The organism is Pseudomonas sp. (assembly GCF_036387035.1).
GTDB lineage: Bacteria > Pseudomonadota > Gammaproteobacteria > Pseudomonadales > Pseudomonadaceae > Aquipseudomonas.
The window spans coordinates 1-22,973 of the sequence record NZ_DASVUM010000141.1 but is presented as its reverse complement, the minus strand read 5'-3'; the positions used below and the strand labels follow the sequence as shown (position 1 = coordinate 22,973).

Below are 22,973 nucleotides of genomic sequence, written 5' to 3'. Positions count from 1 at the left end.
AAAGGGTGGTTATTATACGCCCCGTGTTGCGGAGAGCTGGCCGAGTGGCCGAAGGCGCTCCCCTGCTAAGGGAGTACACCTCAAAAGGGTGTCGGGGGTTCGAATCCCCCGTTCTCCGCCATTATTTGCGTAGTACGTTGTAATCTGGCTTGATCGGTAAGTTGTTGAATTTACTAGAAAAAGTGCTTGACCAAGAGATTTGACGGCCTATAATGCGCGGCAACAAATGCACTCGTAGCTCAGCTGGATAGAGTACTCGGCTACGAACCGAGCGGTCACAGGTTCGAATCCTGTCGAGTGCACCATTTAAGCGTTGTTTGTAGTGATACAGATAACTGTCTTAAGTTAGAAAGAGCCTGGCTTCAACAGGTCTTCGGAAGCACCACTCACTTCCAGAAGTAAAACGCAATGGCCAGAGGTGAACTGGTTTAAAAAGCGCCATCTGCACTCGTAGCTCAGCTGGATAGAGTACTCGGCTACGAACCGAGCGGTCACAGGTTCGAATCCTGTCGAGTGCACCATAAAACGAAAAGCCCGCATGTAAATGCGGGCTTTTTGCTTTCTAGCGTTTGCCTTTTACGCAACCGCGCTCGTCGAACGACACCTGTCTACTGCGTCCCTTCTTCTCGTCATAAACGTACCGGACTTCAGCGTTGCGGCTGATGATCTTGTCCGGGCGGCCCAGTAAGTTTTCCACGTCCCGTTTTGTCATGCCCGTTGGGGTTTGCTGGTTGATGATTGCCTTGCGGCGCAGTTCCGCGCTCAACACATTGCCGCAGCCGTCATCGCGCTGTCCCACGACCGTTACCTCGTTGCGCTTAGGCGCTGTGTCCGCCTTTGAATCCGCAGCAGCCGCGGTGAAAGTCATTCCCGAGGCTGGGTTGATAGGGTGTGACGACAGGGCTTGGTCGTTCGGGCAGCTGAGCGTCGTAAAGGTCACGCTGCCACGGTGGTCCTCGCAGCGATTGACGGCAGTCGCCGCCGCGCCAGTCGACGTAAAAATCAGCAGCGTAATGAAAACTTTTTTGGCGTTAAGCATCGCAGTGTCCTCCCTGGCCAGTGTCCGCAAAGGTTAGCGATGACGATTTATCGCGGCGAGCGTGTTTTGTTCACGGGATGTGACGGCGCTGCCATGGCGACTCGGCCAGCGGCTAACGATGTGTTGCAACCGATTGTTTCGGGTTGAATTTTTAGCCTGCCTTCCGGGCAAGCGGTGTATCATTGCGCCCGTCAGCCCCGTCGGGGCTTGTGGACTTCTTCCATGGACTTACCCAGTAGCAACTCAACACTAAGTTTTAACAATCAAGAATCGACTGATTGATCTTCTGGCGGGTTCCACTGCTGGGGGTGGAGTTCGCCTATGACCCAAATCGAAGTTAAAAAAACGCAGGAAAGTCTTCAGGATCGTCTCGCCCAAGTCATCGACTTGCTGCAGCGTCAGCGCATCGTCGAAGACCTGACGCACCGTCAGGAAGGCCAGCACCAGGATCGTGTCGAGAACCTCGTTCACCGGCAAAACCTCGTCGAGCTGCAGCGCAAGCTCGACGACCTGCACTCCGCCGACGTTGCCTATATCCTTGAAGCGCTTCCCCTCGAAGACCGCTTGACGGTCTGGCAGTTGGTGAAGGCCGAGCGTGACGGTGACATTCTTCTTGAAGTGTCCGACTCCGTTCGGGAAACCCTGATCGCCGACATGGACGATCACGAGCTGCTGGCGGCCGCCAAGGAGATGGACGCCGACGAGCTTGCCGACCTTGCCCCGGAGCTGCCGCGCGACGTCGTCCACGAGCTGATGGAGGCGCTGGACAGTCAGCAGCGCGAACGCGTACGTTCCGCCCTGTCCTACGACGAGGATCAGGTCGGCGCCCTGATGGACTTCGAGATGGTGACCATCCGTGAGGATGTCAGCCTCGAAGTGGTTCTGCGTTATCTGCGCCGCCTCAAAGAGTTGCCCGGCCATACCGACAAGCTGTTTGTCGTCGATTCCGACGGCGTGCTCAAAGGTGTGCTGCCCATCAAGCGTCTGCTGGTCAACGACCCCGAGAAACAGGTCTCGGAGGTCATGGCCAATGACCCGGTAAGCTTTCATCCCGACGGCGACGCTTATGAAGCCGCCCAGGCATTCGAGCGCTACGACTTGATTTCCTCTCCGGTGGTCGACAAGAACGGCAAGCTGATCGGCCGCCTGACCATCGACGAAATGGTCGACCTTATCCGTGAAGAGAGCGAGACCGAAGTCCTCAACATGGCGGGTCTGCGCGAAGAAGAAGACATCTTCGCCTCGGTATGGCGATCGCTGCGTAACCGCTGGTCCTGGCTGGCCGTCAACCTGATCACCGCTTTTCTGGCCTCGCGGGTCATTGGCCTGTTCGAAGGCTCCATCGAAAAGCTCGTGGCGCTGGCCGCCTTGATGCCGATCGTGGCGGGCATTGGCGGCAACTCCGGCAATCAGACCATCACCATGATCGTTCGGGCGATGGCTCTGGATCAGGTCAACACCGGCAACACCTCGCGATTGATGCGCAAAGAGTTGGGTGTGGCGCTCGTCAACGGCCTGGTGTGGGGGGGTGTGATCGGGATCGTCGCTTACCTGCTGTACCACAGCTGGTCACTCGGGGTAGTGATGACCGTCGCCATGACATTGAATTTGCTGTTGGCGGCGCTCATGGGCGTGCTGATTCCGATGACGCTGGCGCGGTTCGGGCGCGATCCCGCCATGGGTGCCAGTGTGATGATCACTGCGATGACCGACAGCGGCGGGTTCTTTATCTTCCTTGGCCTGGCGACGCTGTTTTTGCTCTGAGGACACGCTTGAAAAAAAACCGCCTTCCGGGCGGTTTTTTTATGTGCATCAACGGGGGGCGTGTCGAATCGCGGATACAAAAAAGCCAGCAAGGCGCTGGCTTTCAAGTCTCTGGCTAAACGTGTTATTCGTCGTCGTTTGCCAGGCTAGTGTCATGTGCAATCAGAGAAACGAGGGCATTCTGTTGGCGGTGAGCCAGCTGACGGAAGCGCTGCAGAAGCTCACGCTCATGAAGCGAAAGCTCCGGGCTGTCCAAACGCAGGCTTGGCTCATCACCCAGCGCGCCTTCTTGAAGCAAACTTTGCTCTATACGGGCGATAATTTCTGAATTCATGCTGCGATGATGCTGCTTGGCAACGTCCGCAATACGCTCGCGCATGCCTTCAGGTAGACGAACGACGAACTTGTCAGCTGTGCGACTGGAATAATTGGCCTGTTTCATAGGGCTCATATATTTAACCGAATTAGTTCAAAGAGAGAGGCGGTTCTTGCATTAGGCCGCGAGATGTCAGTCTCTGACTGTCTTTTAGACGAAATGTTCAACCAACCCGATAAAGGATCGCCATCCTGCACCAGTGCGTCGATTCCTTGGCGTCAAATGTGTGACAAATATTGAACTAGATAAAGGCGTTTAGCCAGCACCAATTATCCGAAATGCGTTCCAGTTTGCAAAGCCAGCTGCGGATTGCCCTTACGGTACTGGGTTAGCGCCGTGATGGCTATCTGTCCTCAGCGTAGTGCGAGAGTGGGGATAATACGAGGGGGGAGTCGAGAAAGAGACGAAGGGTCTGTTTGAGCCTGGTCGTTCGTGCGGGCGCTCAAGCCGCCAGGTGGCGGCTAATCCATGCTTGATGCATTGCCGAAGGCTAGCGGTGGCTCACGGCTTGGCCTGGCGCAGCACCGGATCAAATTTGATGCGGCGCCCTACGAACAGTGCAGCGACGAACAAGCTGGCAAATATGCCGGCTGCGGCTTTCGCCAGTACGCTCATGGTTTCCATCGACGGGATCAACAGCTGATCCGCCGCTACGGCCATCAGTGCCAGAATCAGGAATGAAATTGCTGCTTTGGACATGGCTTCTCTCTAATGGGGTGCTCTCTTCAAGAGGGCGGGCAGTGCGGCGACAGGCACTCATCATCGATCTTGATCAGAACACCCAGCGGTCAGTACGGCTGACGGGCACGGCCTCTTCGTTATCGTGGGCCAGAATGGCTTCCGTGCCCTGATTTGGCATTGCCGCGAATCTGGCCGCTTGTTGCATAAGGTGATGAGGCTGAGCGTGAACGGCAATGCCCTCTGAGGCGACGCCTTCTGACGTGTTGCCATCTCCCTGAAAGTGAAAAACAACCAGAGCGACGAGCGCGGCAGCATTGAGCAAAGACAGTGTCATGTTCATCTGGGGTACCTTCACTGCGATGGCGTTCAGAGGGGTGATTGGCAATGACTAATGCAGCCTGCATGCCAATAGGCCAGCAGATTTAACTCCTTAAAAAACAATAAGTTAGGATTACTTCCGGGTGTCGCAGGGTTGCGTTTTGCAATACCGGTCTGTCCCGTCATTGCATTCTGCACGACTGGTGTTTTGAGGAGCGGAAGCCGCCTACAGCCCAGGTTGATAATGACGACATGACAAGCCAGCGCCATGTCGTTAAGATGCACGCCGTCTGTTTTGGTGTCCTCTTAGTTCAACGGATAGAACGAGCCCCTCCTAAGGGCTAGATGCAGGTTCGATTCCTGCAGGGGACACATCCGATTCATCCTCAGCACTGCCTGCATTCCTCCTCTCCGGTGACACCTTTCGGCCGCCTGGCCATCCGACTGACCCTCTTGATTACGCTTGCGCCCCCGTTTGTGGATGCTTGTCCGCGTACCACCGATTGCGGCCATTGTTTTTAGCGTAATAAAGATAGGCATCCGCCGCTTTGATCATCCCGGCAGGCGTCGTCTCCTCCAACGCGGGCAATCTGACGGTAACGCCTGCGCTCGCGGTGACAATTCGTTCAGGATGATCGGCGTGCTCCAGTGCGATGCCTCGGATCGCCTGCAGGATGTCTTCGGCGACGCGGCCCGCACCGAGAATGTCGGTGTCCGGCAGCAGGACCGTGAATTCTTCGCCACCATAGCGAACGGCGAGGTCGGCAGGCCGTTTCAATACGCTGGTGATTGCCTGAGCGACTCGCTGCAGACAGTCATCACCCGCCGCGTGGCCATAGCGGTCGTTGAAGCGCTTGAAATAATCAATGTCCAGCATGATTAACGCGAGCGGGTAGCGCTGTCGTTTCGCGCGACCGATTTCGCTGATGAGTGCCATGTCGAGTTGCCGCCGATTGCCCAACCCGGTCAGGCTGTCCGTCAGCGCCATGTCTTTGACCGCCTGATGGGCGAGGCGAATCTCGCTCTCCATGGCCATGCGCCGGCGCAGCTGGGTGAGGACCACGAAGGCAAAACCAATGAAGCCTGTCACCAGAAGCAACAGCACGAGTCCGGACTTGAGCAGATCATGGCGCCACGGCCCGACGAAGGATTCTTTCGACAGCCCGGCTTCGACCACCAGCGGGTAAGTGGACAGGGCGCGGAAGCCGTACAGCCGGTGAGTGCCGTCGACGACAGCCTTTACTTCGGCTACCCCTTCGTTGGCGGTCGGCAGGTAGTTTCTGAAGATCTCGCTGTCCGCCAGACTTTGCCCGACCACCGAATCCACGAACGGACGCCTGACCAGGATGGTGCCGTCGCGCATCGCCAGGACCAGTGCGCCGCGATCATCAATCTTGAAATCGCCGTAATAATTCAAAAAGTAATTGAGTTTGATGGTTCCCAGTACGACGCCTGCGAAGGAGCCGTCAGGGTTATTCAGCCTTCGGGAGACCGGGATGATCAGTTCCCCGGTGGAGCGGCTTTTGACCACGTTGCTGATGCGCACACGGTGATCAGTGTGGGTGCGGTGGTAATCGAAGTAATCACGGTCGGCGTTGTTTGCCGTGTCCGGGGTCACGTCCTTGTCTGTGACGATCCATCGACCGTCGGCGCCATAAATGAACAGCCCGTGGAGCTGCGGCATGAGCCTGGACTGCTGAACCATCAGCGCATGGATGCGCGGAACGTTAATGCTGGCCAACCCGTCGCCCTCGACGCGCTCGCCCAGCGTGTAGGTAAGGATGTCGACCTGCCGGATGGCGTCCTCAGCGTGCTGCGCGGTGGCGCGGGCCAGGTTGGTGACCGAGTCACGTGCAAAGTCGTAGGCGTGGTTGTAGTCGCGCCAGGCGCGCCACCCTTCAACCGAGATGAACGTCAGCAGCACCAGGACCATGAACGCCAGGGTGAGGCGGAACACAGCCGTGTTTCGCCCCGGGCCCAGGTCCAGTAAATCGAAGGCGCCTGACGGCGGCTGTTGGCCTCCTGGCATGCTCACTTGACCTCTTGTGGATATGTCAACGGTGGACGCGGCCGACCGCGTTGATCAGCGCGTCCGCCATGTCTTGCGCCCTCAGTGGCTCGCTGGACGTGGTTTTACGCATCGCTTGAATCGGCATGCTGGGCACCGGTGCTTCTTCGGGGTGCTGAACGAAGCTCAAGCCACCGGCGTTCTCGACCACGACCGCACCGTCCGAACCATCCGAGTCGCCCCCTGACAACACCAGACTGATCACCCGGCTGCCCAGTACTTCGGCAGCGGTGATGAACAGCCGATCGGCCGCAGGGCGTGCGAACGACACCTTCGGCCCGTCGTGCAGAAGAATGTTACCGGGCGCGACAAGCTCCAGATGGCGATCCGCAGGGGCCAGATACACGCGTCCTGGCAGGACCTGCTCGCCTTCCTGACCATAGTCGACAGGCAGCGTTGAGTAGCGACCGAGCACTGAGGCCATGTAGTCCGGGCTGGACGGGTTCGTGTGGATGACGATCATGACAGCGGCGGGGAAATCCGCCGGCAGCCTGGCGAGCAGGATGCGCAGGGCTTCCGTCGCCCCCTGCGAGCCTCCGATGACGACGACATCCCTGAGCCTGTGAATGGTGTGAGCGTCCATGACCTTCTCCCTGATGGCTTCTATTGAATGGACACAGCACTGAGGCTTGCCGTTCAGTTCAAGTCGTAAACGCCGAAGCATGTTCGCAGGGCAGGGCATTGAGGGGCGGAGGGGTCAAGGGAATGTACACGCAATAAAAAAGCCACGAGACGCGGAGTCTCGTGGCTTTCTTGAACAGCGGCATCAGGGAAGATGCGCACCGGTGAGGCGTTGTTACAGCGCCATGTCGCTGGCTGGCTTGCTTTCAGCAGGCTTGCCCGGTGCGGTCGTGCTGGTGCCGACGCTCTGATCGAGCACAGGCGGCTTGCCCAGTTGCAGCACTTCGGCGGTGTAGTTCCACTCTTGCTGCACAGCGGCAGGCGAATCATTCAGCTTGGTGCCATAGCTCGGCACGATCTGGTGAATCTTCGCTTGCCACTCTGGCGTCGCGACCTGGGTTTTGAAGAGTTTTTCAAGGACGTTCAGCATGATCGGCGCAGCGGTCGAAGCACCCGGCGATGCGCCCAGCAGCGCGGCAATGGTGCCGTCCTGCGAGGAAACGACTTCGGTGCCCAGTTTCAGCACGCCGCCCTTGTCCGCATCACGCTTGATGATCTGCACGCGCTGACCGGCTTGCCACAGGCGCCAGTCTTCTTTCTTGGCGTGCGGGAAGTATTCCTGCAGCGCCTTGAAGCGGTCGTCGTCAGACAGCATCAGCTGACCGGCGAGGTACTCGACCAGCGGATACTGCTCGATGCCCACTTTGGTCATTGGCCAGAGGTTGTGGGTGGTCATGCTGCTGAACAGGTCCAGGTACGAACCTTCTTTCAGAAACTTGGTGGAGAAGGTGGCGAACGGGCCAAACAGGATGACGCGCTTGCCGTCCAGTACGCGGGTGTCCAGGTGCGGAACCGACATGGGTGGCGCGCCGGTGGACGCGATGCCGTAAGCCTTGGCCATGTGCTGCATGGCAACGGTCGGGTTTTCGGTCACCAGGAACGAACCGCCAACCGGGAAGCCCGCGTAGTCCTGAGCCTCGGGAACGCCGGATTTCTGCAGCAGCTTCAACGCGCCGCCGCCTGCGCCGATGAACAGGAACTTGGCGTCGGTACCGGTGGTGGTGCCGTCTTTCAGGTTCTTGTATTCAACGTGCCACGAGCCGTCGTCGTTACGGGTGATGTCGTTGACTTCGCTGGACAGCTTCAAGTCGAAGTTGGGGCGGGTCTGCAGGTAGGAGACGTACTGGCGGGTGACTTCGCCCCAGTTGACGTCGGTGCCGATAGGCGTCCAGGTGGTCGCCAGCTTCTGCGAAGGATCACGGCCTTCCATCATCAGCGGGACCCACTTGGCGATCTGCGCCGGGTCTTCGGAGTACTGCATCGGGCGGAACAGCGGGCTGGCTTGCAGCGCGTCGTAACGCTTCTTCAGGAATTTGATGTTGTCATCGCCCCACACAAAGCTCATGTGCGGTGTGGTGTTGATGAACGAAGGCGGGTTCTTCAGAACGCTCTGCCGGACCTGCCAGGACAGGAACTGACGGGTGACCTGAAAGGCTTCGTTGATCTCGATGGCTTTGGAAATGTTGACCTTGCCGTCTTTGTCTTCCGGCGTGTAGTTCAGCTCAGCGAGGCCGGAGTGACCGGTGCCGGCGTTGTTCCAGCCGTTGGAGCTTTCTTCGGCGACTGCGTCGAGGCGCTCGACCATTTCCATCGACCAGCTCGGCTCGAGTTCATTGAGCCAGACGCCCAGGGTCGAACTCATGATGCCGCCGCCGATCAGCAGTACATCGACTTTCTTGCTTTCTGCGGCATGGGCCTGCAGGAAGGTTGCCGAAATCGCCAGGCCCAATAGAGCCGTGCTCGTTTTCTTGAACATCGAATCATCCAATAGATAGAAAGTTATCCGCCTGCCGCAATCGTCGCGCATCGTCCTGCAATGCCGGGCGCCGGTGGCGGCGCGAACGTCAGACAGGCTTCGCTCTCGGAAAACGAGGAGGAAGGGTCAAGAGGCCAGTAAAAAGGTCGACCTCATCTTCTATGTCCCTCGGCGCTGTGCTTTTTATTCGATCATTGGAATCAGCAGCTTGAGTACACATCATCCACCGCAACACCTGGTCATCAGGTCCATCCCCTGCGGCGGGCGGGGATTGTACCCGAAATGTCATTTTCGACAAATCGGGTGGCAAATTAGTCAATACGCCATTTTGTCTCAGGCTGGCGATTGGGTGGCCAGCCCTGAAACGCCTGGCCGGTCAGAGCGTGAATTTGCCGACCATGGCGTGGAACGACACGGCCAGTCGCGAGAGTGCCTGGCTCGACGCGCTGGTTTGATGGGCGCCTGCGGCGGTTTGCGTCGACAGGTCCTGAATGTTCACCAGATTGCGGTCCACCTCGCGGGCCACTTGCGCCTGCTCTTCCGCCGCACTGGCGATCACCAGGTTGCGTTCGTTCATCTGGCTGACGCCGTCGCTGATGCGTTCCAGCGCGAGCCCGGCCTCAGTGGCAAGTGATTGGGTGTGCACGGCGATCGCCTGACTTTTGCCCATGGCCTGCACGGCATCGTCGGCGCCATTACGCACTTTGGTGATCATTGATTCGATTTCGCCCGTGGAGGTCTGGGTGCGGTGGGCGAGGGCGCGAACTTCGTCCGCCACCACCGCAAAGCCTCGGCCCTGCTCGCCGGCGCGGGCGGCTTCGATGGCGGCGTTGAGCGCCAACAGGTTGGTTTGTTCAGCGATCCCGCGGATGACGTCGAGCACCTTGGTGATGTCGCGGATCTGCCCGGCGAGCGCTTCGACACGTTGCGTCGAGTCGGTGATTTCCAGGGTCATGGTGTTCATCGCGCTCACGGCCTGCTGCACTTGTTGCTGGCCTTTGAGGGCATCTTCGGCGGTCTGTGCCGACACCTGCGAGGCGCTCGCGGCGTTGCGCGCCACTTCTTCCACTGCGGCGGTCATCTCGTTCACTGCGGTCGCGGCTTGTTGAATCTCATCGTTCTGCCGCATCAGCCCGCGGGAGCTGTCGTCGGTCACGGTGGTCAGTTCTTCAGCGGCGGACGCCAGTTGATCCGACGCGGTGGCGATCTGCTGAACCGTGCCCTTCAGGCTGCCCTGCATGTTGGACAAGGCCTTGAGCAGTTGGCCTGTTTCGTCCTGGCCGGAGAAGTGAATCGGCTGGCTCAGGTCGCCATTGGCGACACGCGAGGCGCTTTCCACCGAGCGATAAATCGGCCGGGTGATCATCCGCGTTACCAACAGGCCAAGGGCAATGGCACAGATCACGGCAATCAACGAGCCGATGATCAACGTCCACGTCACTTGCTTATCCGTCTCGACCCCCGCCATCGCCTGCTCTTTGGCTTGGCGCATGTTGGATTCGACCATGATTTTCAGCTCGCCCATGGTCTTGCGATAGCTGGGCGTCACGCTGGTGCTCGCCAGTCTGCTGGCTTGTTCGATATCGCCGCTCTGCACCACCGACAAGGCATTGAGGGCAGCGCTGATGTAGGTTGCCCAGTCACGCTCGAAATCATCACCGGCGGCTTTCTCATCCGCCTGCAGCGGCGTGGCGCGATAGACCTTGAAGTCCGCTTCGGCCTGGGCCTGGTTTTCCTTCAGCGACTGGATCGCCCCGTTGATGTCGTCCGGGTTGGCCTTGAGCACGCTCAGCCCGATGACTTTAAAGAAGTCACGGTTGGTCGCGATGACGTTGGCCTTTACCGAGTCGATCTTGATGATCGATACCAGGTTGTTGTCCACCGTTCCTTGAAACAGATCGTACAGGCGCGAACTGCCGCTCTGTCCCAAAACGCCCACCACCACGGTGATCAGCGCGCACAAGCAGAAAGCCGAAAGCAGCTTGGTCTTCAATTTCAGGTCGGTCAGCCAGGACATGGAGTGCACTCGGACGGGGATGGGGGTACGGCTGGTTGGATACGCGTTGCATGACTGGATATCGGCGGAGCACCCAAGGACTTTACCCATTCATGAATGCCGTCGTTGGCGTTGACGTTCTGTCAAAACCGCGCCGGCGCGTCACTTTTTCCCGCGCGACATGCCTAAGCTTTGCTGCGCTGCCGCCGATAACTCGCACAAGCGGGTCATGCCGCAACTCTATTGGCCGCCTCTGCCCGGACGCTGGGAATGAGGCCGCCGCCCTTGCAAGTGCCTCAGGGCCGAATTTATCCGGTGACAGGAATCTCGATGCTGGCGTGGAACCAAAAAACCTTTCTGATCGTCGACGATTTCTCCGACTTCCGCAGCTCGGTTCGATCGATGCTGCGCGAGTTGGGCGTCAAGGAAGTGGACACCGCCGACAACGGCGAGCAGGCGCTGAAGATGTGCGCGCAGAAGCGCTACGACTTCATCCTCCACGACTTCAATCTGGGCGACGGCAAGAAAAACGGCCAACAGGTGCTCGAAGACCTGATGACCGATCGGCTGATCAGCCATGAAAGTGTGTTCGTGATGGTCACCGCCGAGAACAGCCAGGCGATGGTAATGAGCGCGCTGGAATGGGAGCCGGATGCGTACCTGACCAAGCCGTTCAACCGTGCGAGCCTGGCCCAGCGTCTGGAGAAGATTGTCCAGCGCAAGACCCTGCTCAAGCCGATTTTGCAAGCGCTGGACCGTGGCAACCCGAGCGAAGTGCTGGCCGCCTGCGTTGCGCTGACCCAGCAGGAGCCGCGCTTTGCGCCGCTGTGCCTGCGCTATAAAGCCGATGCACTGCGTGACCTCAACCAGCACGAGCCGCTGGAAGCCTTTCTGAAGTCGATCCTTGCCGACCGTCCGCAACCCTGGGCGTATGTCGCCTTGGGCAAACTGCTGTTCAAGCGCGGGCGCCATGCTGAAGCGCAGACCGTGTACGAGGAAGCGATTCGCGCCTTCAATGCCATGCCGGTGTTGTACGACGGGCTGGCCGATGTATTGATGGCCAGCGGCGATAACAAGCGCGCGCAGAAGATGCTTGAAGAAGCCGTGCGGTTGTCGCCATACGCCGTGCGCCGGCAGCGCCTGCTGGGCAAGCTGGCGCTGGAAAACCAGGACTTTGAGGGGGCTTCAAAGGCCTATCGTCAGGCCGTTTCCCAAGGTCAGTTTTCACGTTTCAAAGACCCGGAAACCAACCTGGGTCTTGCCCAGGCACTCATCAGCCGTGGCGGCGAGCGCGGGCTGGATGCGCGCACCCGCGTGGAGATCAATCAGACCCTGACCGAGGTGGCCAAGGAAAACGGCAACGACGCCGGCCTGCAGGTGCGCGCGCGTCTGATGAAAGCCACCAGCGTCGCCTCGTCCGATCCTGAAATGGCCGCCAAGCTGACCGAGCAGGCCATGGAGCGACTTGAGGGCATGGAGCAGTTCCTCAGCGCCGATGCGGCGCTGGCGGTGGCCTCTCAATTAAAGTCGCTCGGCCAGGAAGGCGCTGGCGCCAGGATTCTGAAAAGCTGCGCCGAAATTTACGGTGACGATCCGCAGGTGATGCAGAACATCGCCAAGCAGACCGACGACCCTGAAATTCTGGGCGCAGGCAAAGCGGCCATCGATTTTAACCTGCAAGGCATCCGCTGCTACCGTGCCGGCAAGCTTGGCGAAGCGCAGGACCTGTTCCGCCAGGGCCTGGCATTGCAGCCGAAGAACATCAGTATCGCCCTGAACATGGCGCAGTCGTTGCTGCACATGGGCGTTCACAACCTCGACGCGGCGAGCCTGGCGGAATGTCAGAACAGTCTCAAGATGGTGGGCAAGATGCCGGAAACAGACCCGCGCTTCGAGCGTTTCCAGAAACTGCGACTCAGGGCTTTTGGCGAATGAAAGATCAGGATCTCGGGCTCGACTTTTCCATGGTGATTGCGTCCACCGTCCATGACATGAAGAACTCGTTGGGGTCGTTGATTCAGGCTCACGGCCAGTGGGTCAAACAGCTTCCCGAGGCCTATCGCGGCACGCCGGAGCAGGGCGTCATCGATTACGAGTTCGCTCACCTGAACGGCATGCTGGTGCAACTGTTGGGGCTGTACAAGCTGGGGGTCAACCAACTGCCGTTGCGCCCTGATTATCACGAGCTGGATGATTTCATCGAAGCGCAGTTGGCCTTCCATCAGGAAGTCCTCGCCAGTCGGGGCATTACCGCACGCTGCGTGGTGGATGATTTCGGTTTGCCGGGCTTTTTTGATCGCGAGCTGGTGGGCTCGGTGGTGTCCAACGTGCTCATCAACGCCATCCGCTTTGCGCGCAGTGAAGTGCTGATCACGGCGGGGCAGGTCGGCGAGCAACTGGTGATCAGTATCAACGACGACGGTCCGGGGTTTCCTGCGCGCATGATCGAGGAGCAGACCGACTACGTGTTGGGCATCAATCAGAACAGCGGCAGCACCGGGTTGGGCTTGTATTTTGCGGCGAACATCGCCAAGCAGCATCAGCGCAAAGGCGTCCCCGGCCATATCGAGATCGCCAATGGCGGCCCGTTGGGCGGCGGACTGTTCAGCATTTATCTGCCCTGAGATTGCGTGCAGGGTCAGTAGGACCGCCTTCAGCCCGGAAGCCTTTGATCTGCTGTCGAGCTCAGCAAAACGCCCTTAATCGTTTTCGCAGAGCTACAACTTCACGCCTTGCCCCAGCACGACGTTCAGCGCATTGCGCGCATCGTCCAGTTGCACCAGCGTGGCGTGATGCGCGCCGAGGGCGTCGCGGTTTTCGATGGCGGTGAGGATTGCGCGATGGCGCGGTAATGCCAGTTCGTGCAGATTCGGCCGTTTGTTGGAATGCTTCAACGCTTCACGCAGTGCCAGCGACAGCATGTTGCACAGGTGCGCGAGCAGGTCGTTGTGGGTGGCGTCGGCGATGCGGCTGTGGAAATCAAGATCGGGCTGCAAGACCTCTTCGACGGTTGGCGCGGCGGCCATGCGCTCGTAGGCTTCGCCGATGGCGGTAATGTCTTCGGGGGTCGCGTGTTGCGCGGCAAGGGCTGCAGCAGCCGGTTCGATGATGCTGCGCACGCTGGTGAGCAAGGCGAAAAACTCATTCTGCGGTGAGCTTTGCATCAGCCAGTGCAGGACATCCGGGTCGAGGATGTGCCATTCACGGCGAGGCTTGACCACCGTGCCCACGCGTGGCCGGGAATACACCAGACCTTTGGCGACCAGCACCCGCGTGGCTTCGCGCAGCACCGGACGACTGACCGCATATTCTTCACAGAGCAAGGCTTCGGCGGGGAGTTTGTCATCAGGCTTGAAGCGGCCTGAGACAATCTGCATGCCGATGTCCTGGACAATGCGCGAGTGCATGCTTTTGCGGTCGGAGGGCTTACGGTAATCCATGGGGCGCGGGGCGATCCTGAGCGGTGAATGCGGCGCATCATAGCATTGGCGGATAGCGCCTGGAGGGGCGCCACCTGCAGACGCGCGGTGCACTCATATTCGGAGGAGACGCAGATCCTCGTAGGAGCCGGCTTGCTGGCGAAAGCGGAGGGTCAGCGAATCAGTAGCCGCCTGGACCACAGCGTTCGCCAGCAAGCCGGCTCCTACGGTTTTGCGGTGCGAGTGATAGTCAGATCAGACGCAGCGTTCTGTGGCGCATTCAATCAATGGCTTCTAATCAATGGGAATGCCGCGGCACTTCCGAACCGCGCATGCCGACCAGGAAGTCAAAGTCGCAGCCCTGATCCGCCTGCATCACATGATCGATGTACAGCTGGCGATAGCCACCAACCAAGAGTTGAGGCGGCGCCTGCCAATCGGCCAGACGCGCAGCGAGCTCTGCTTCCGGAATGTCCAGATGCAGACGACCGGTCGCGCAATCCAGTTCGATGAAGTCACCCTCCTGCACCACTGCCAACGGACCACCGGCTGCGGCCTCCGGCGCCACGTGCAACACCACCGTGCCGTACGCCGTGCCGCTCATGCGGGCATCGGAAATCCGCACCATATCCGTTACACCCTGAGCCAGCAGCTTGGCCGGCAGGCCCATGTTGCCGACTTCGGCCATGCCCGGATAACCCTTCGGACCGCAGTTCTTCATGACCAGAATGCTGCTGGCGTCGACGTCCAGATCCGGATCGTTGATCCGTGCCTTGTACATGTCGAAATTTTCGAACACCACCGCGCGACCGCGGTGCTTCATCAGCGCAGGCGTGGCCGCGGACGGTTTGAGCACAGCGCCCAAAGGCGCGAGGTTGCCGCGCAGTACGCAGATGCCACCGTCGGCCACCAGCGGATTGTCGATGGCGCGGATCACTTCATCGTCGCCATAGATGGGCGAGTTCTGCACGTTTTCCCAGAGCGTCTTGCCATTGGCGGTCAAGGCCTCGGGATGCGGGATCAGGTTGTTCTCACCCAGACGGCGCAACACGGCGGGCAGGCCACCGGCGTAGTAAAACTCTTCCATCAGGAAGCGCCCGGAAGGCTGCAGGTCGACCAGCGTGGGCGTGCCGCGACCGATGCGGGTCCAGTCGTCCAGCTCCAGGTCCACGCCGATACGTCCGGCAATGGCTTTAAGGTGGATAACGGCGTTGGTGGAGCCACCGATCGCAGCATTGACGCGGATGGCGTTCTCAAAGGCTTCACGGGTCAGGATCTTCGACAGCCGCAGGTCCTCATTGACCATCTGCACGGCGCGCATGCCGGACATGTGCGCCAGTACATAACGGCGGGAATCGACAGCAGGAATGGCAGCGTTGTGCGGCAGCGAAGTGCCCAGCGCTTCGGCCATGCAGGCCATGGTCGAGGCGGTGCCCATGGTGTTGCAGGTACCCGCCGAGCGCGACATGCCGGATTCGGCGGACAGGAATTCGTCGAGGCTGATCTGTCCCGCTTTATAGGATTCGTGCATCTGCCAGACGATGGTGCCGGCGCCGATGTCTTTGCCCTTGTGCTTGCCGTTGAGCATCGGTCCGCCGGTGACGACGATGGCCGGGATGTCACAGCTCGCTGCGCCCATCAATAGGGCAGGGGTGGTCTTGTCGCAGCCGGTCAACAGCACAACGCCATCAATCGGGTTGCCGCGAATGGCCTCTTCGACGTCCATGCTCGCCAGGTTGCGGGTCAGCATGGCGGTGGGGCGCAGGTTCGATTCGCCGTTGGAGAAGACCGGGAATTCAACCGGGAAACCACCGGCTTCGATCACGCCGCGTTTGACGTGCTCGGCGATGGTGCGGAAGTGGGCGTTACAGGGGGTCAGCTCGGACCAGGTGTTGCAGATACCGATGATGGGCTTGCCCTGGAACTGATGGTCGGCGATGCCCTGGTTCTTCATCCAGCTGCGGTACATGAAGCCGTTCTTGTCGGCAGTGCCGAACCACTGGGCGGAGCGCAGGGTAGGTTTCTTATTGGAATCAGACATAAATCAGCACTCTTATTGTAAGGCTTTATTTGTAAGACTAAAGGCTGCAGGTGCTGACTAAAATAGGCTGAAAATGTCGTGAGTGGAAGAGTTGTAACCTCAAATAGTAATACTATATAGTCGTTCTCGACCGAGGGACGACCCTGCCGGCTTCATTCGCAGCAATGCGCACACGAAGGCAGAGGCGATCCCCGCAGGCTTCCATAACAAAAACAATGAGGACCGCATCCATGAGCCAGGAACTCAGGCTTATTCGTCGCATCACCCTGAAACTCATTCCCTTCCTGATCCTGCTGTACCTGATCGCTTATGTGGACCGTTCCGCCGTCGGCTTCGCCAAGTTGCACATGGGCGCGGACGTCGGTATCGGTGACGCGGCCTACGGCATGGGTGCCGGGCTGTTCTTCATTGGCTACTTTCTGCTGGAAATCCCCAGCAACCTGATGCTCGAGCGTTTCGGCGCGCGGCGCTGGTTCGCGCGGATCATGCTCACCTGGGGCGCCATCACCATGGGCATGGCGTTCATTCAGGGCCCGACCAGCTTTTATGTCATGCGCTTTTTGCTAGGCGCGGCCGAAGCAGGGTTCTTTCCCGGCGTTCTGTACTACATCACCCAATGGTTCCCGGTCCGCCATCGCGGCAAGATCCTCGGCCTGTTCATTCTTTCCCAGCCCATTGCGATGATGATCACCGGCCCGATTTCCGGTGGTCTGCTGGGCATGGAAGGCGTCGCGGGTCTGCATGGCTGGCAGTGGCTGTTCCTGTGCATCGGTGCGCCGGCGATTCTGCTGACCCTGCCGGTCTTGCGCTGGTTGCCGGATGGCCCGAAAGACGTGAAATGGATGGACCCGGTCGAGAAACAATGGCTCGCCGGCGAGCTGAAAAAAGACCTCGAAGAATATGGTCAGACGCGCCACGGCAATCCGTTGCATGCGCTGAAAGACAAGCGCGTGCTGCTGCTGGCGCTGTTCTATCTCCCTGTGACGCTGAGCATTTATGGCCTCGGCCTATGGTTGCCGACGCTGATCAAACAATTCGGCGGCAGTGACCTGACGACGGGCTTCATCTCTGCGGTGCCGTACATCTTCGGCATCGTCGGTCTGCTGATCGTGCCGCGCAGCTCGGATCGGCTCAACGACCGCTACGGTCATTTGGCGGTGCTCTATGTAATCGGCGCCATCGGCCTGTTCCTCAGCGCCTACCTGACCGTGCCAGTGCTGCAACTGGCGGCGCTGTCGCTGGTCGCGTTTTCGCTGTTTTCCTGCACGGCGGTGTTCTGGACCCTGCCCGGGCGATTCTTCGCCGGCGCCAGTGCGGCGGCGGGTATTGCGTTGATCAACTCGGTGGGCAATCTGGGCGGCTACATCGGCCCCTTTGTCATCGGCTGGCTGAAAGAACTGACCGGCAATCTGGCCAGCGGCTTGTACTTCCTGTCGGGGGTCATGATCTGCGGCCTGATACTGACCGGCGTGGTCTACCGTGTGCTGGAACGCAAGCACGCCTTGCCCGAGTCGAAATTCGCCGCCAGCGCGCGCGGCTCTCGTTAACCACAGGTCGCCACGCTTCGGTGTGGCGACCGTGCAGACATTAAACAGGAGAATCCCATGCATTTAGTACAGTTCGAACTGGGCAACGGCCAACGTCGAGTCGGTCTGGTCGACGGTCCGCTGGTCCGTGAAATACAGGGCGCGACCAGCACTCGTGATCTGGCGCTGGCGGCCATCGACAAGCAAATCTCCCTGGCCGAGCAAGTCGACAGCCTCGGTCTGGGTGACAACCACGATTACTCGCAGCTGCGAGCGGACCGGATGATTCTGCCGCCGCTGGATCATCCGGACCCGGCGCATCTGTTGGTCAGCGGCACCGGCCTTACCCATCTGGGCAGTGCCTCGGCGCGGGACAAAATGCACCAGCACGGCAATGACGAAGCGGCCATGACCGACACCATGCGCATCTTCAAGTGGGGCCTGGAAGGCGGCAAGCCGGCGGCAGGTCAGCCGGGCGTGCAGCCGGAATGGTTTTACAAGGGTGACGGCAGCATTGTCATCCGTCCGGGCGAAGCGTTCCCGCAACCGCCGTTCTCCGAAGACGCGGGCGAAGAGCCCGAGCTGAGCGGTTTGTACGTGATCGGGCATGACGGTAAGCCCTACCGTCTGGGCTTCGCCATCGGCAACGAATTCTCCGATCACATCATGGAACGCAAGAATTACCTGTACCTCGCCCACTCCAAACTGCGCGCCTGTTCGTTCGGCCCGGAGCTGCGCGTCGGTGATCTGCCACAGAACCTGGCGGGCACCAGCCGCATCCACCGCAACGGCGAAGTCCTGTGGGAGAAGGAGTTCCTGAGTGGCGAGGCCAACATGTGCCACAGCCTGGAAAACCTCGAGTATCACCATTTCAAATACGCGCAATTTCTGCGGCCGGGGGACGTCCACGTGCATTTCTTCGGCACCGCCACGCTGTCGTTCGCCGATGGCATCAAGACGCAGCCGGGCGACACTTTCGAGATCAGCCAGCATGAGTTCGGCGCGCCGCTGATCAACGGCATCGCACCGGCCGAGGCTGTTTTTCAACCGGGCGGCATCAAGCAGCTTTAAGGCATCAAACCCTGCAGCCGCCTGAGCGTGCAGGGTTTTTCCTCATTGCGTCCTGTACACCGCGACACCCTCATAAAAACAAAACGAGGTGCGACCCATGACCGCCACTGCCATCCCGCTGGAACGGCTTGACGCCGACGCGCTCGAGGACAGCATCTACCGCAAGGTGAGCTGGCGAATCGTGCCGTTGTTCATCGCCTGTTTTCTGTTTGCCTACCTGGACCGCGTCAACATCAGCTTCGCCAAACTGCAGATGGCGAGTGACCTGGGCTTCAGCGAAACCGTTTACGGCCTGGGCGCGAGTCTGTTCTTCGTCGGCTACTTCCTCTTCGAAGTGCCGAGCAATGTGCTGCTGCACAAGGTGGGCGCGCGCATCTGGATCGCGCGGATCATGGTGTCGTGGGGCATCGCCTCTGCCTGCATGATGTTCGTGCAGACTGAATTCTGGTTCTACACGCTGCGTTTTCTGATCGGTGTGATGGAAGCCGGCTTTGTCCCCGGCGTGCTGTATTTCTTCACCCAGTGGTATCCGGGCTCACGTCGGGCGCGGGTCAACTCCTACTTCAAAAGCTCCATTTGCCTGTGCGGGATCGTCGGCGGTCCGATCGCAGGCCTGATCCTAGGTCACTTCGATGGCGTTATGGGCCTTGCCGGCTGGCGCTGGCTGTTCCTGATCGAAGGTATTCCGTCCATCCTCCTCGGCGGTGTGGTGTTCTGGCTGGTCAAGGACCGTATCGAAGACGCCACCTGGCTCAGTGATCAGGAAAAACAGGTGGTGCTGTCGCGCATGGCGAAAGAGAGCAAGCCTGCCGTCAAGCAAACCGTCAAAGACATCTGGAAGCACCCGACCACCTACGTGATGTCCGGCATATACTTGTGCCTGGTGATGGCCCTGACCGGTCTGTTGTTCTGGATGCCGCAGTTGATCAAAACCGCCGGCGTGACCGACACCTTGAACATTGGCCTGCTGACGGTAATCCCCTACGTCGGCGCAGTGATTGGCAACCTGCTGATTGGCGCCAGTTCCGACCGTCACGGCGAGCGCCGCTGGCACATGGCGGGCTGCGCGACGCTGACGGCGGCGGGCTATCTGGTCTGTGCGTTGTTTCCCGGGGAACTGGTGCCGTTGATGATCGGCATGACGATGATCATGACCGGCATCATCGCCTGGATGCCGATTTTCTGGACCATTCCGCCGCGCTTCCTCACCGGCATTGCCGCCGCGGCGGGCATCGCGCTGATCAACTCCCTCGGGCAACTGGGCGGGATCATCGCGCCGTTCATGGTAGGCCGCATCAAAGACCTCACAGGCACGGCGACCCCGGCGTTGTTCGCGTTATTCGCTGTCAGCGTGCTGGCCATCGCCCTGATCGTCTGGGGCATTCCGTCGCGCTACTACGCCAGGGAAGTGGTCCAGGACTGACCCGCCGACCGACAGACGCCGAGGCCAGCGCTTCGGCGTCTTTTCACCTATCATTCGCGCTTTCACTGATGCGAACGACTGCCATGACCACCACACCTCAATCCCTGCGCACCGAACTGCAGAACGCGCTGACATCCCACAGCATGCTGGAGATCGACGGCCTGCACGCCTTCGAATTCACCCTCGACGAAATGCTCCAGATCGAAAGCATGGACGGCCGCGAACGCAAGGTCTGGCGCTTCTCGCTGGCGCAGATCGACGCCGCTGACTACGACAGCGAATTGCAGAGCTGGGTCATCAACGATGGCAACGCCGACCACCGCATTGTTGTGCTGCAAGGGATAACGGCGACTGACGAGGATGAAGAGGGGGAGCAGGAGTAAACTTCAGCACTGCTTTTGCCGGCATCGCTGACTCACGAGGCGACGAACCTGTAGATCCTGCGCCTGACTCCAGTTCGGGCGGCTACGCACATCCATCGTAGGAGCCGGCTTGCTGGCGAACGCATTCTTCCTGTCGCCGCAGTGGTGCCAGATCCACCCGGTTCGCCAGCAAGCCGGCTCCAAATGTGTTGCGTGCCCCGGGGGAGAGGTTTGCCGTCCAGGCCCGGGGCAACTACTTTGCGCAACATGCTGTCATAGCCGTTGAACCTCTGCGTGCATGGCGCGCCAACAACTCCAAAAATGAGAACAGCCCAATGACTCCCAGACTTCTGCCGTGGTTAGTGCTCGCCAGCAGCCTTTCCGCGCTCTCTGCTCAGGCCAAACCCATGACTGATTACGACGTACTGGTCGGCTCTTACACCGCCGGCGCCAGCGAAGGTATCTACCGATTCGGCTTCAACACCCAGACCGGCCAACTCGACGCCAAGCCGCGGCAGGTGATCAAGACTGAAAACCCCTCCTGGCTGACGCTCTCCAAAGACCAGCGGCACCTGTTCGCAGTCAATGAGAACGGTCCGGGCCAGACTGACGTCGTCGGCAAGGTCAGCAGCTATAGCATCGACCCGAAGACCCATGCCGTGTCGTTCCTCAATCAGGTCGAAACCAAGGGCGAGGAGCCTACACATTCCAGCCTGAGCCTGGATGGGCGCTTCCTCTTCGTCGCCAATTACGCCGTACACCCTGATCCGGGTGGCGTGCTGGCAGTGGTGCCGGTGGGCAAGGACGGCAAACTGGCGCCGGTCGCCCAGACCGCGACCCACGAAGCCAGCAAGGTCAACCCGGAGCGTCAGGCGTCGTCCCACGTTCACGCCGCAGTGCCCACCCCTGACGGGAAGTACCTGATCGCCATGGATCTGGGAGCGGACAAGATGTTCGTCTTCAACTACGACGCTAAAAAAGCGCAACCGCTGCAGCCGGCGAAGGCGCCATCAGTCGACCTGCCACCGGGCAGCGGCCCGCGCCACCTGACGTTCAGTAAAGACGGCAAGCACGCTTGGCTGACTATGGAGATGAGCGCCCAAGTGGCGGTCTTTGATTACCACGACGGCGTGTTCAAGCGTACGCAACTGGTAGAACTCGCTAACAAGGACGGTCAGGAAAATCGCGCCGCTGGTGGACTGCACACATCGCCAGACGGCAAATTCCTGTACGTCGCCAACCGTGGCAGCGTCAACGAACTGCTCGTGTTCAGCATCGATGCCGCCAGCGGCCAGCTCAAGGAAGTCCAGCGCCGCACCGTGGAAGGGAAGGAGCCTCGTGAGTTCGCCTTCGACCCGAGCGGCCACTTCATGCTGATCGCCAACCAGAAGAGCAATCAGATCGTGACGGTCCGCGTTGACCCGAAAACCGGTGTGCTGGGCGATACCGTGCAGAAAGTCGACTTCGACTCGCCGTCCGACTTCCATTTCCTCACTGCACACTGATACTCCTGTGACGCTTTGACGCAGCCAGAGCCCTTGGTTTTCAAGGGCTCTGGCGGTGTATCAATTCAAGTGATAAGGGCTAGTGCCAGAAAAGATTTTTTCCAAAACCCCCTCGGGCGTAACTTTCATTCCACGGCCACGACGGTCAAGACATGAAACGACACACGAATCCGAGGTACACCATCATGAACTTCAATATCTTCTCCATCATCGCCGCGTCCGCCATCTCCGCCACCGTTGCATTGCCTGCCAGTGCCAGTGTCGAAGCCACCGACAAAAAAATCAGTTCGACCCAGAGTTACACCCCGAAGTACCTGCAGCAGAGTGCGAACTTCTATGCCGCGCTGGATCACAAGATTCAACAATGAACAACACGTCGAAGTGAATCCATTCCCCGTTAACGAACGTATCGTTGCCGGGGAATGGATTTGTAAGAGCCTTAGTCAAGTTACAACTTTTGATCTGGAAAACGCTTTCGCGAGCAACTTCGTCTTCTACAGGTTGATGCGACCCACTGACCATTGCGTGTCAGGCCATGCATCAAGTGCCGGCGAGCTTGTTCGCGAAAGCGCTGAATTCCTCCCCTTTGATCCCCGTCTGCTGGTTAAGCGATGGGGATTTTTTTGGGTGTTGGATCAGTCGACCGGACGCACCGTAGGTGATTAATAAGGGGCATTGTTTTCGTTGACCAACGTTGTCAGGCGAATCGCCTTGTCTTAGTCGTAACGAATGCGCTGGCCCTTCGCATCCTCTTGGCTAGAAGGGGCCCTTCGTGCAATTCTCCTACTCCCGCTGACAACGACATCACCGCGCCAACGGCGGCCACCGCGGCCAAGCCACCCGAGGCAACGATGGTGACGCCTGCTGCCGCCGCGACCACCACCGCAGCAGCGCCTACGGCTAACCCCAGAAGCAAACCCTCCAAGGCTGACGTGTGCTCAATCGGG

At 59.5% G+C, this 22,973-nt stretch carries 19 protein-coding genes, 4 tRNA genes and 1 pseudogene; 13 read left to right on the top strand and 11 right to left on the bottom strand.

Annotation, left to right across the window (positions count from 1 at the left end):
- The first annotated feature begins 30 nt into the window (after positions 1-30).
- The 3 genes from VF672_RS13750 to VF672_RS13740 all read left to right on the top strand — a co-directional run bounded on the left by VF672_RS13750 (position 31) and on the right by VF672_RS13740 (position 521).
- A tRNA-Ser gene (locus tag VF672_RS13750) sits at positions 31-121 on the top strand.
- A 107-nt stretch (positions 122-228) separates the two neighbouring features.
- Positions 229-305 (top strand) — tRNA-Arg (locus tag VF672_RS13745).
- A 139-nt stretch (positions 306-444) separates the two neighbouring features.
- Positions 445-521, top strand: a tRNA-Arg gene (locus VF672_RS13740).
- Between the two features lie 41 nt (positions 522-562).
- Here the strand turns inward: VF672_RS13740 and VF672_RS13735 are convergent.
- Entirely contained in the window at positions 563-1,039 is a 477-nt protein-coding gene (locus tag VF672_RS13735) for a cell envelope protein SmpA (protein WP_331105130.1), read from the bottom strand.
- A 321-nt stretch (positions 1,040-1,360) separates the two neighbouring features.
- Between VF672_RS13735 and mgtE the strand changes: the two genes are divergently transcribed.
- Positions 1,361-2,803 carry a magnesium transporter gene (gene mgtE, locus VF672_RS13730; RefSeq protein ID WP_331105129.1) on the top strand — a complete coding sequence of 481 codons (1,443 nt, stop codon included), beginning with the start codon at positions 1,361-1,363 and terminating at the stop codon, positions 2,801-2,803.
- 124 nt (positions 2,804-2,927) lie between these two features.
- On the opposite strand, the gene VF672_RS13725 is transcribed toward mgtE, so the two are convergent.
- The 3 genes from VF672_RS13725 to VF672_RS13715 all read right to left on the bottom strand — a co-directional run bounded on the left by VF672_RS13725 (position 2,928) and on the right by VF672_RS13715 (position 4,200).
- The gene (locus VF672_RS13725; protein ID WP_331105128.1) at positions 2,928-3,254 is read right to left on the bottom strand and encodes an Arc family DNA-binding protein; all 327 of its coding nucleotides are present in this window, start codon (positions 3,252-3,254) and stop codon (positions 2,928-2,930) included.
- Between the two features lie 426 nt (positions 3,255-3,680).
- A complete protein-coding gene (locus VF672_RS13720; RefSeq protein WP_331105127.1) occupies positions 3,681-3,878 on the bottom strand; it encodes a PA3371 family protein in 198 nt (65 codons plus the stop codon).
- A gap of 73 nt (positions 3,879-3,951) precedes the next feature.
- On the bottom strand, positions 3,952-4,200 hold the full coding sequence (locus tag VF672_RS13715) for a hypothetical protein (protein ID WP_331105126.1): 249 nt from the start codon (positions 4,198-4,200) through the stop codon (positions 3,952-3,954).
- Between the two features lie 278 nt (positions 4,201-4,478).
- On the opposite strand from VF672_RS13715, the gene VF672_RS13710 reads away from it, so the two are divergent.
- Positions 4,479-4,550, top strand: a tRNA-Arg gene (locus VF672_RS13710).
- Positions 4,551-4,635: 85 nt separating this feature from the next.
- On the opposite strand, the gene VF672_RS13705 is transcribed toward VF672_RS13710, so the two are convergent.
- From VF672_RS13705 to VF672_RS24615, 5 genes and pseudogenes are all read right to left on the bottom strand, one after another.
- Positions 4,636-6,207: a sensor domain-containing diguanylate cyclase gene (locus VF672_RS13705; protein WP_414705606.1), complete on the bottom strand. Its 1,572-nt coding sequence runs from the start codon at positions 6,205-6,207 to the stop codon at positions 4,636-4,638.
- A gap of 25 nt (positions 6,208-6,232) precedes the next feature.
- Entirely contained in the window at positions 6,233-6,829 is a 597-nt protein-coding gene (locus VF672_RS13700) for a chemotaxis protein CheB (protein WP_331105125.1), read from the bottom strand.
- A gap of 213 nt (positions 6,830-7,042) precedes the next feature.
- The gene (gene mqo, locus VF672_RS13695) at positions 7,043-8,683 is read right to left on the bottom strand and encodes a malate dehydrogenase (quinone) (RefSeq protein WP_331105124.1); all 1,641 of its coding nucleotides are present in this window, start codon (positions 8,681-8,683) and stop codon (positions 7,043-7,045) included.
- A 376-nt stretch (positions 8,684-9,059) separates the two neighbouring features.
- On the bottom strand, positions 9,060-9,812 hold the full coding sequence (locus VF672_RS24620) for a methyl-accepting chemotaxis protein (protein ID WP_414705605.1): 753 nt from the start codon (positions 9,810-9,812) through the stop codon (positions 9,060-9,062).
- A 105-nt stretch (positions 9,813-9,917) separates the two neighbouring features.
- Positions 9,918-10,700 (bottom strand): annotated as a pseudogene (locus tag VF672_RS24615) (MCP four helix bundle domain-containing protein); the annotation flags it as partial.
- A 309-nt stretch (positions 10,701-11,009) separates the two neighbouring features.
- On the opposite strand from VF672_RS24615, the gene VF672_RS13685 reads away from it, so the two are divergent.
- Entirely contained in the window at positions 11,010-12,614 is a 1,605-nt protein-coding gene (locus VF672_RS13685; protein ID WP_331105122.1) for a response regulator, read from the top strand.
- Positions 12,611-13,303, top strand: coding sequence for a HAMP domain-containing sensor histidine kinase (locus VF672_RS13680; protein WP_331105121.1), 693 nt, complete (start codon positions 12,611-12,613; stop codon positions 13,301-13,303). Before VF672_RS13685 ends, VF672_RS13680 begins: the two co-directional genes overlap by 4 nt.
- Positions 13,304-13,396: 93 nt before the next feature.
- Here the strand turns inward: VF672_RS13680 and VF672_RS13675 are convergent, their stop codons facing one another.
- Positions 13,397-14,119: a FadR/GntR family transcriptional regulator gene (locus tag VF672_RS13675; RefSeq protein ID WP_331105120.1), complete on the bottom strand. Its 723-nt coding sequence runs from the start codon at positions 14,117-14,119 to the stop codon at positions 13,397-13,399.
- A 277-nt stretch (positions 14,120-14,396) separates the two neighbouring features.
- A complete protein-coding gene (locus VF672_RS13670; protein WP_331105119.1) occupies positions 14,397-16,139 on the bottom strand; it encodes an IlvD/Edd family dehydratase in 1,743 nt (580 codons plus the stop codon).
- Between the two features lie 230 nt (positions 16,140-16,369).
- On the opposite strand from VF672_RS13670, the gene VF672_RS13665 reads away from it, so the two are divergent.
- The 6 genes from VF672_RS13665 (at position 16,370) to VF672_RS13640 (ending at position 22,394) form a co-directional block, all read left to right on the top strand.
- A complete protein-coding gene (locus VF672_RS13665; protein WP_331105118.1) occupies positions 16,370-17,686 on the top strand; it encodes an MFS transporter in 1,317 nt (438 codons plus the stop codon).
- Between the two features lie 57 nt (positions 17,687-17,743).
- Positions 17,744-18,736: an AraD1 family protein gene (gene araD1, locus VF672_RS13660; protein ID WP_331105117.1), complete on the top strand. Its 993-nt coding sequence runs from the start codon at positions 17,744-17,746 to the stop codon at positions 18,734-18,736.
- Between the two features lie 97 nt (positions 18,737-18,833).
- Positions 18,834-20,159, top strand: coding sequence for an MFS transporter (locus VF672_RS13655; protein WP_331105116.1), 1,326 nt, complete (start codon positions 18,834-18,836; stop codon positions 20,157-20,159).
- Between the two features lie 83 nt (positions 20,160-20,242).
- Positions 20,243-20,542: a DUF5629 family protein gene (locus tag VF672_RS13650; RefSeq protein WP_331105115.1), complete on the top strand. Its 300-nt coding sequence runs from the start codon at positions 20,243-20,245 to the stop codon at positions 20,540-20,542.
- A 314-nt stretch (positions 20,543-20,856) separates the two neighbouring features.
- Positions 20,857-22,026, top strand: a complete 1,170-nt coding sequence (locus tag VF672_RS13645; protein ID WP_331105114.1) for a lactonase family protein — start codon at positions 20,857-20,859, stop codon at positions 22,024-22,026.
- 185 nt (positions 22,027-22,211) lie between these two features.
- Positions 22,212-22,394 carry a hypothetical protein gene (locus VF672_RS13640; protein ID WP_331105113.1) on the top strand — a complete coding sequence of 61 codons (183 nt, stop codon included), beginning with the start codon at positions 22,212-22,214 and terminating at the stop codon, positions 22,392-22,394.
- Positions 22,395-22,973 lie beyond the last annotated feature (579 nt).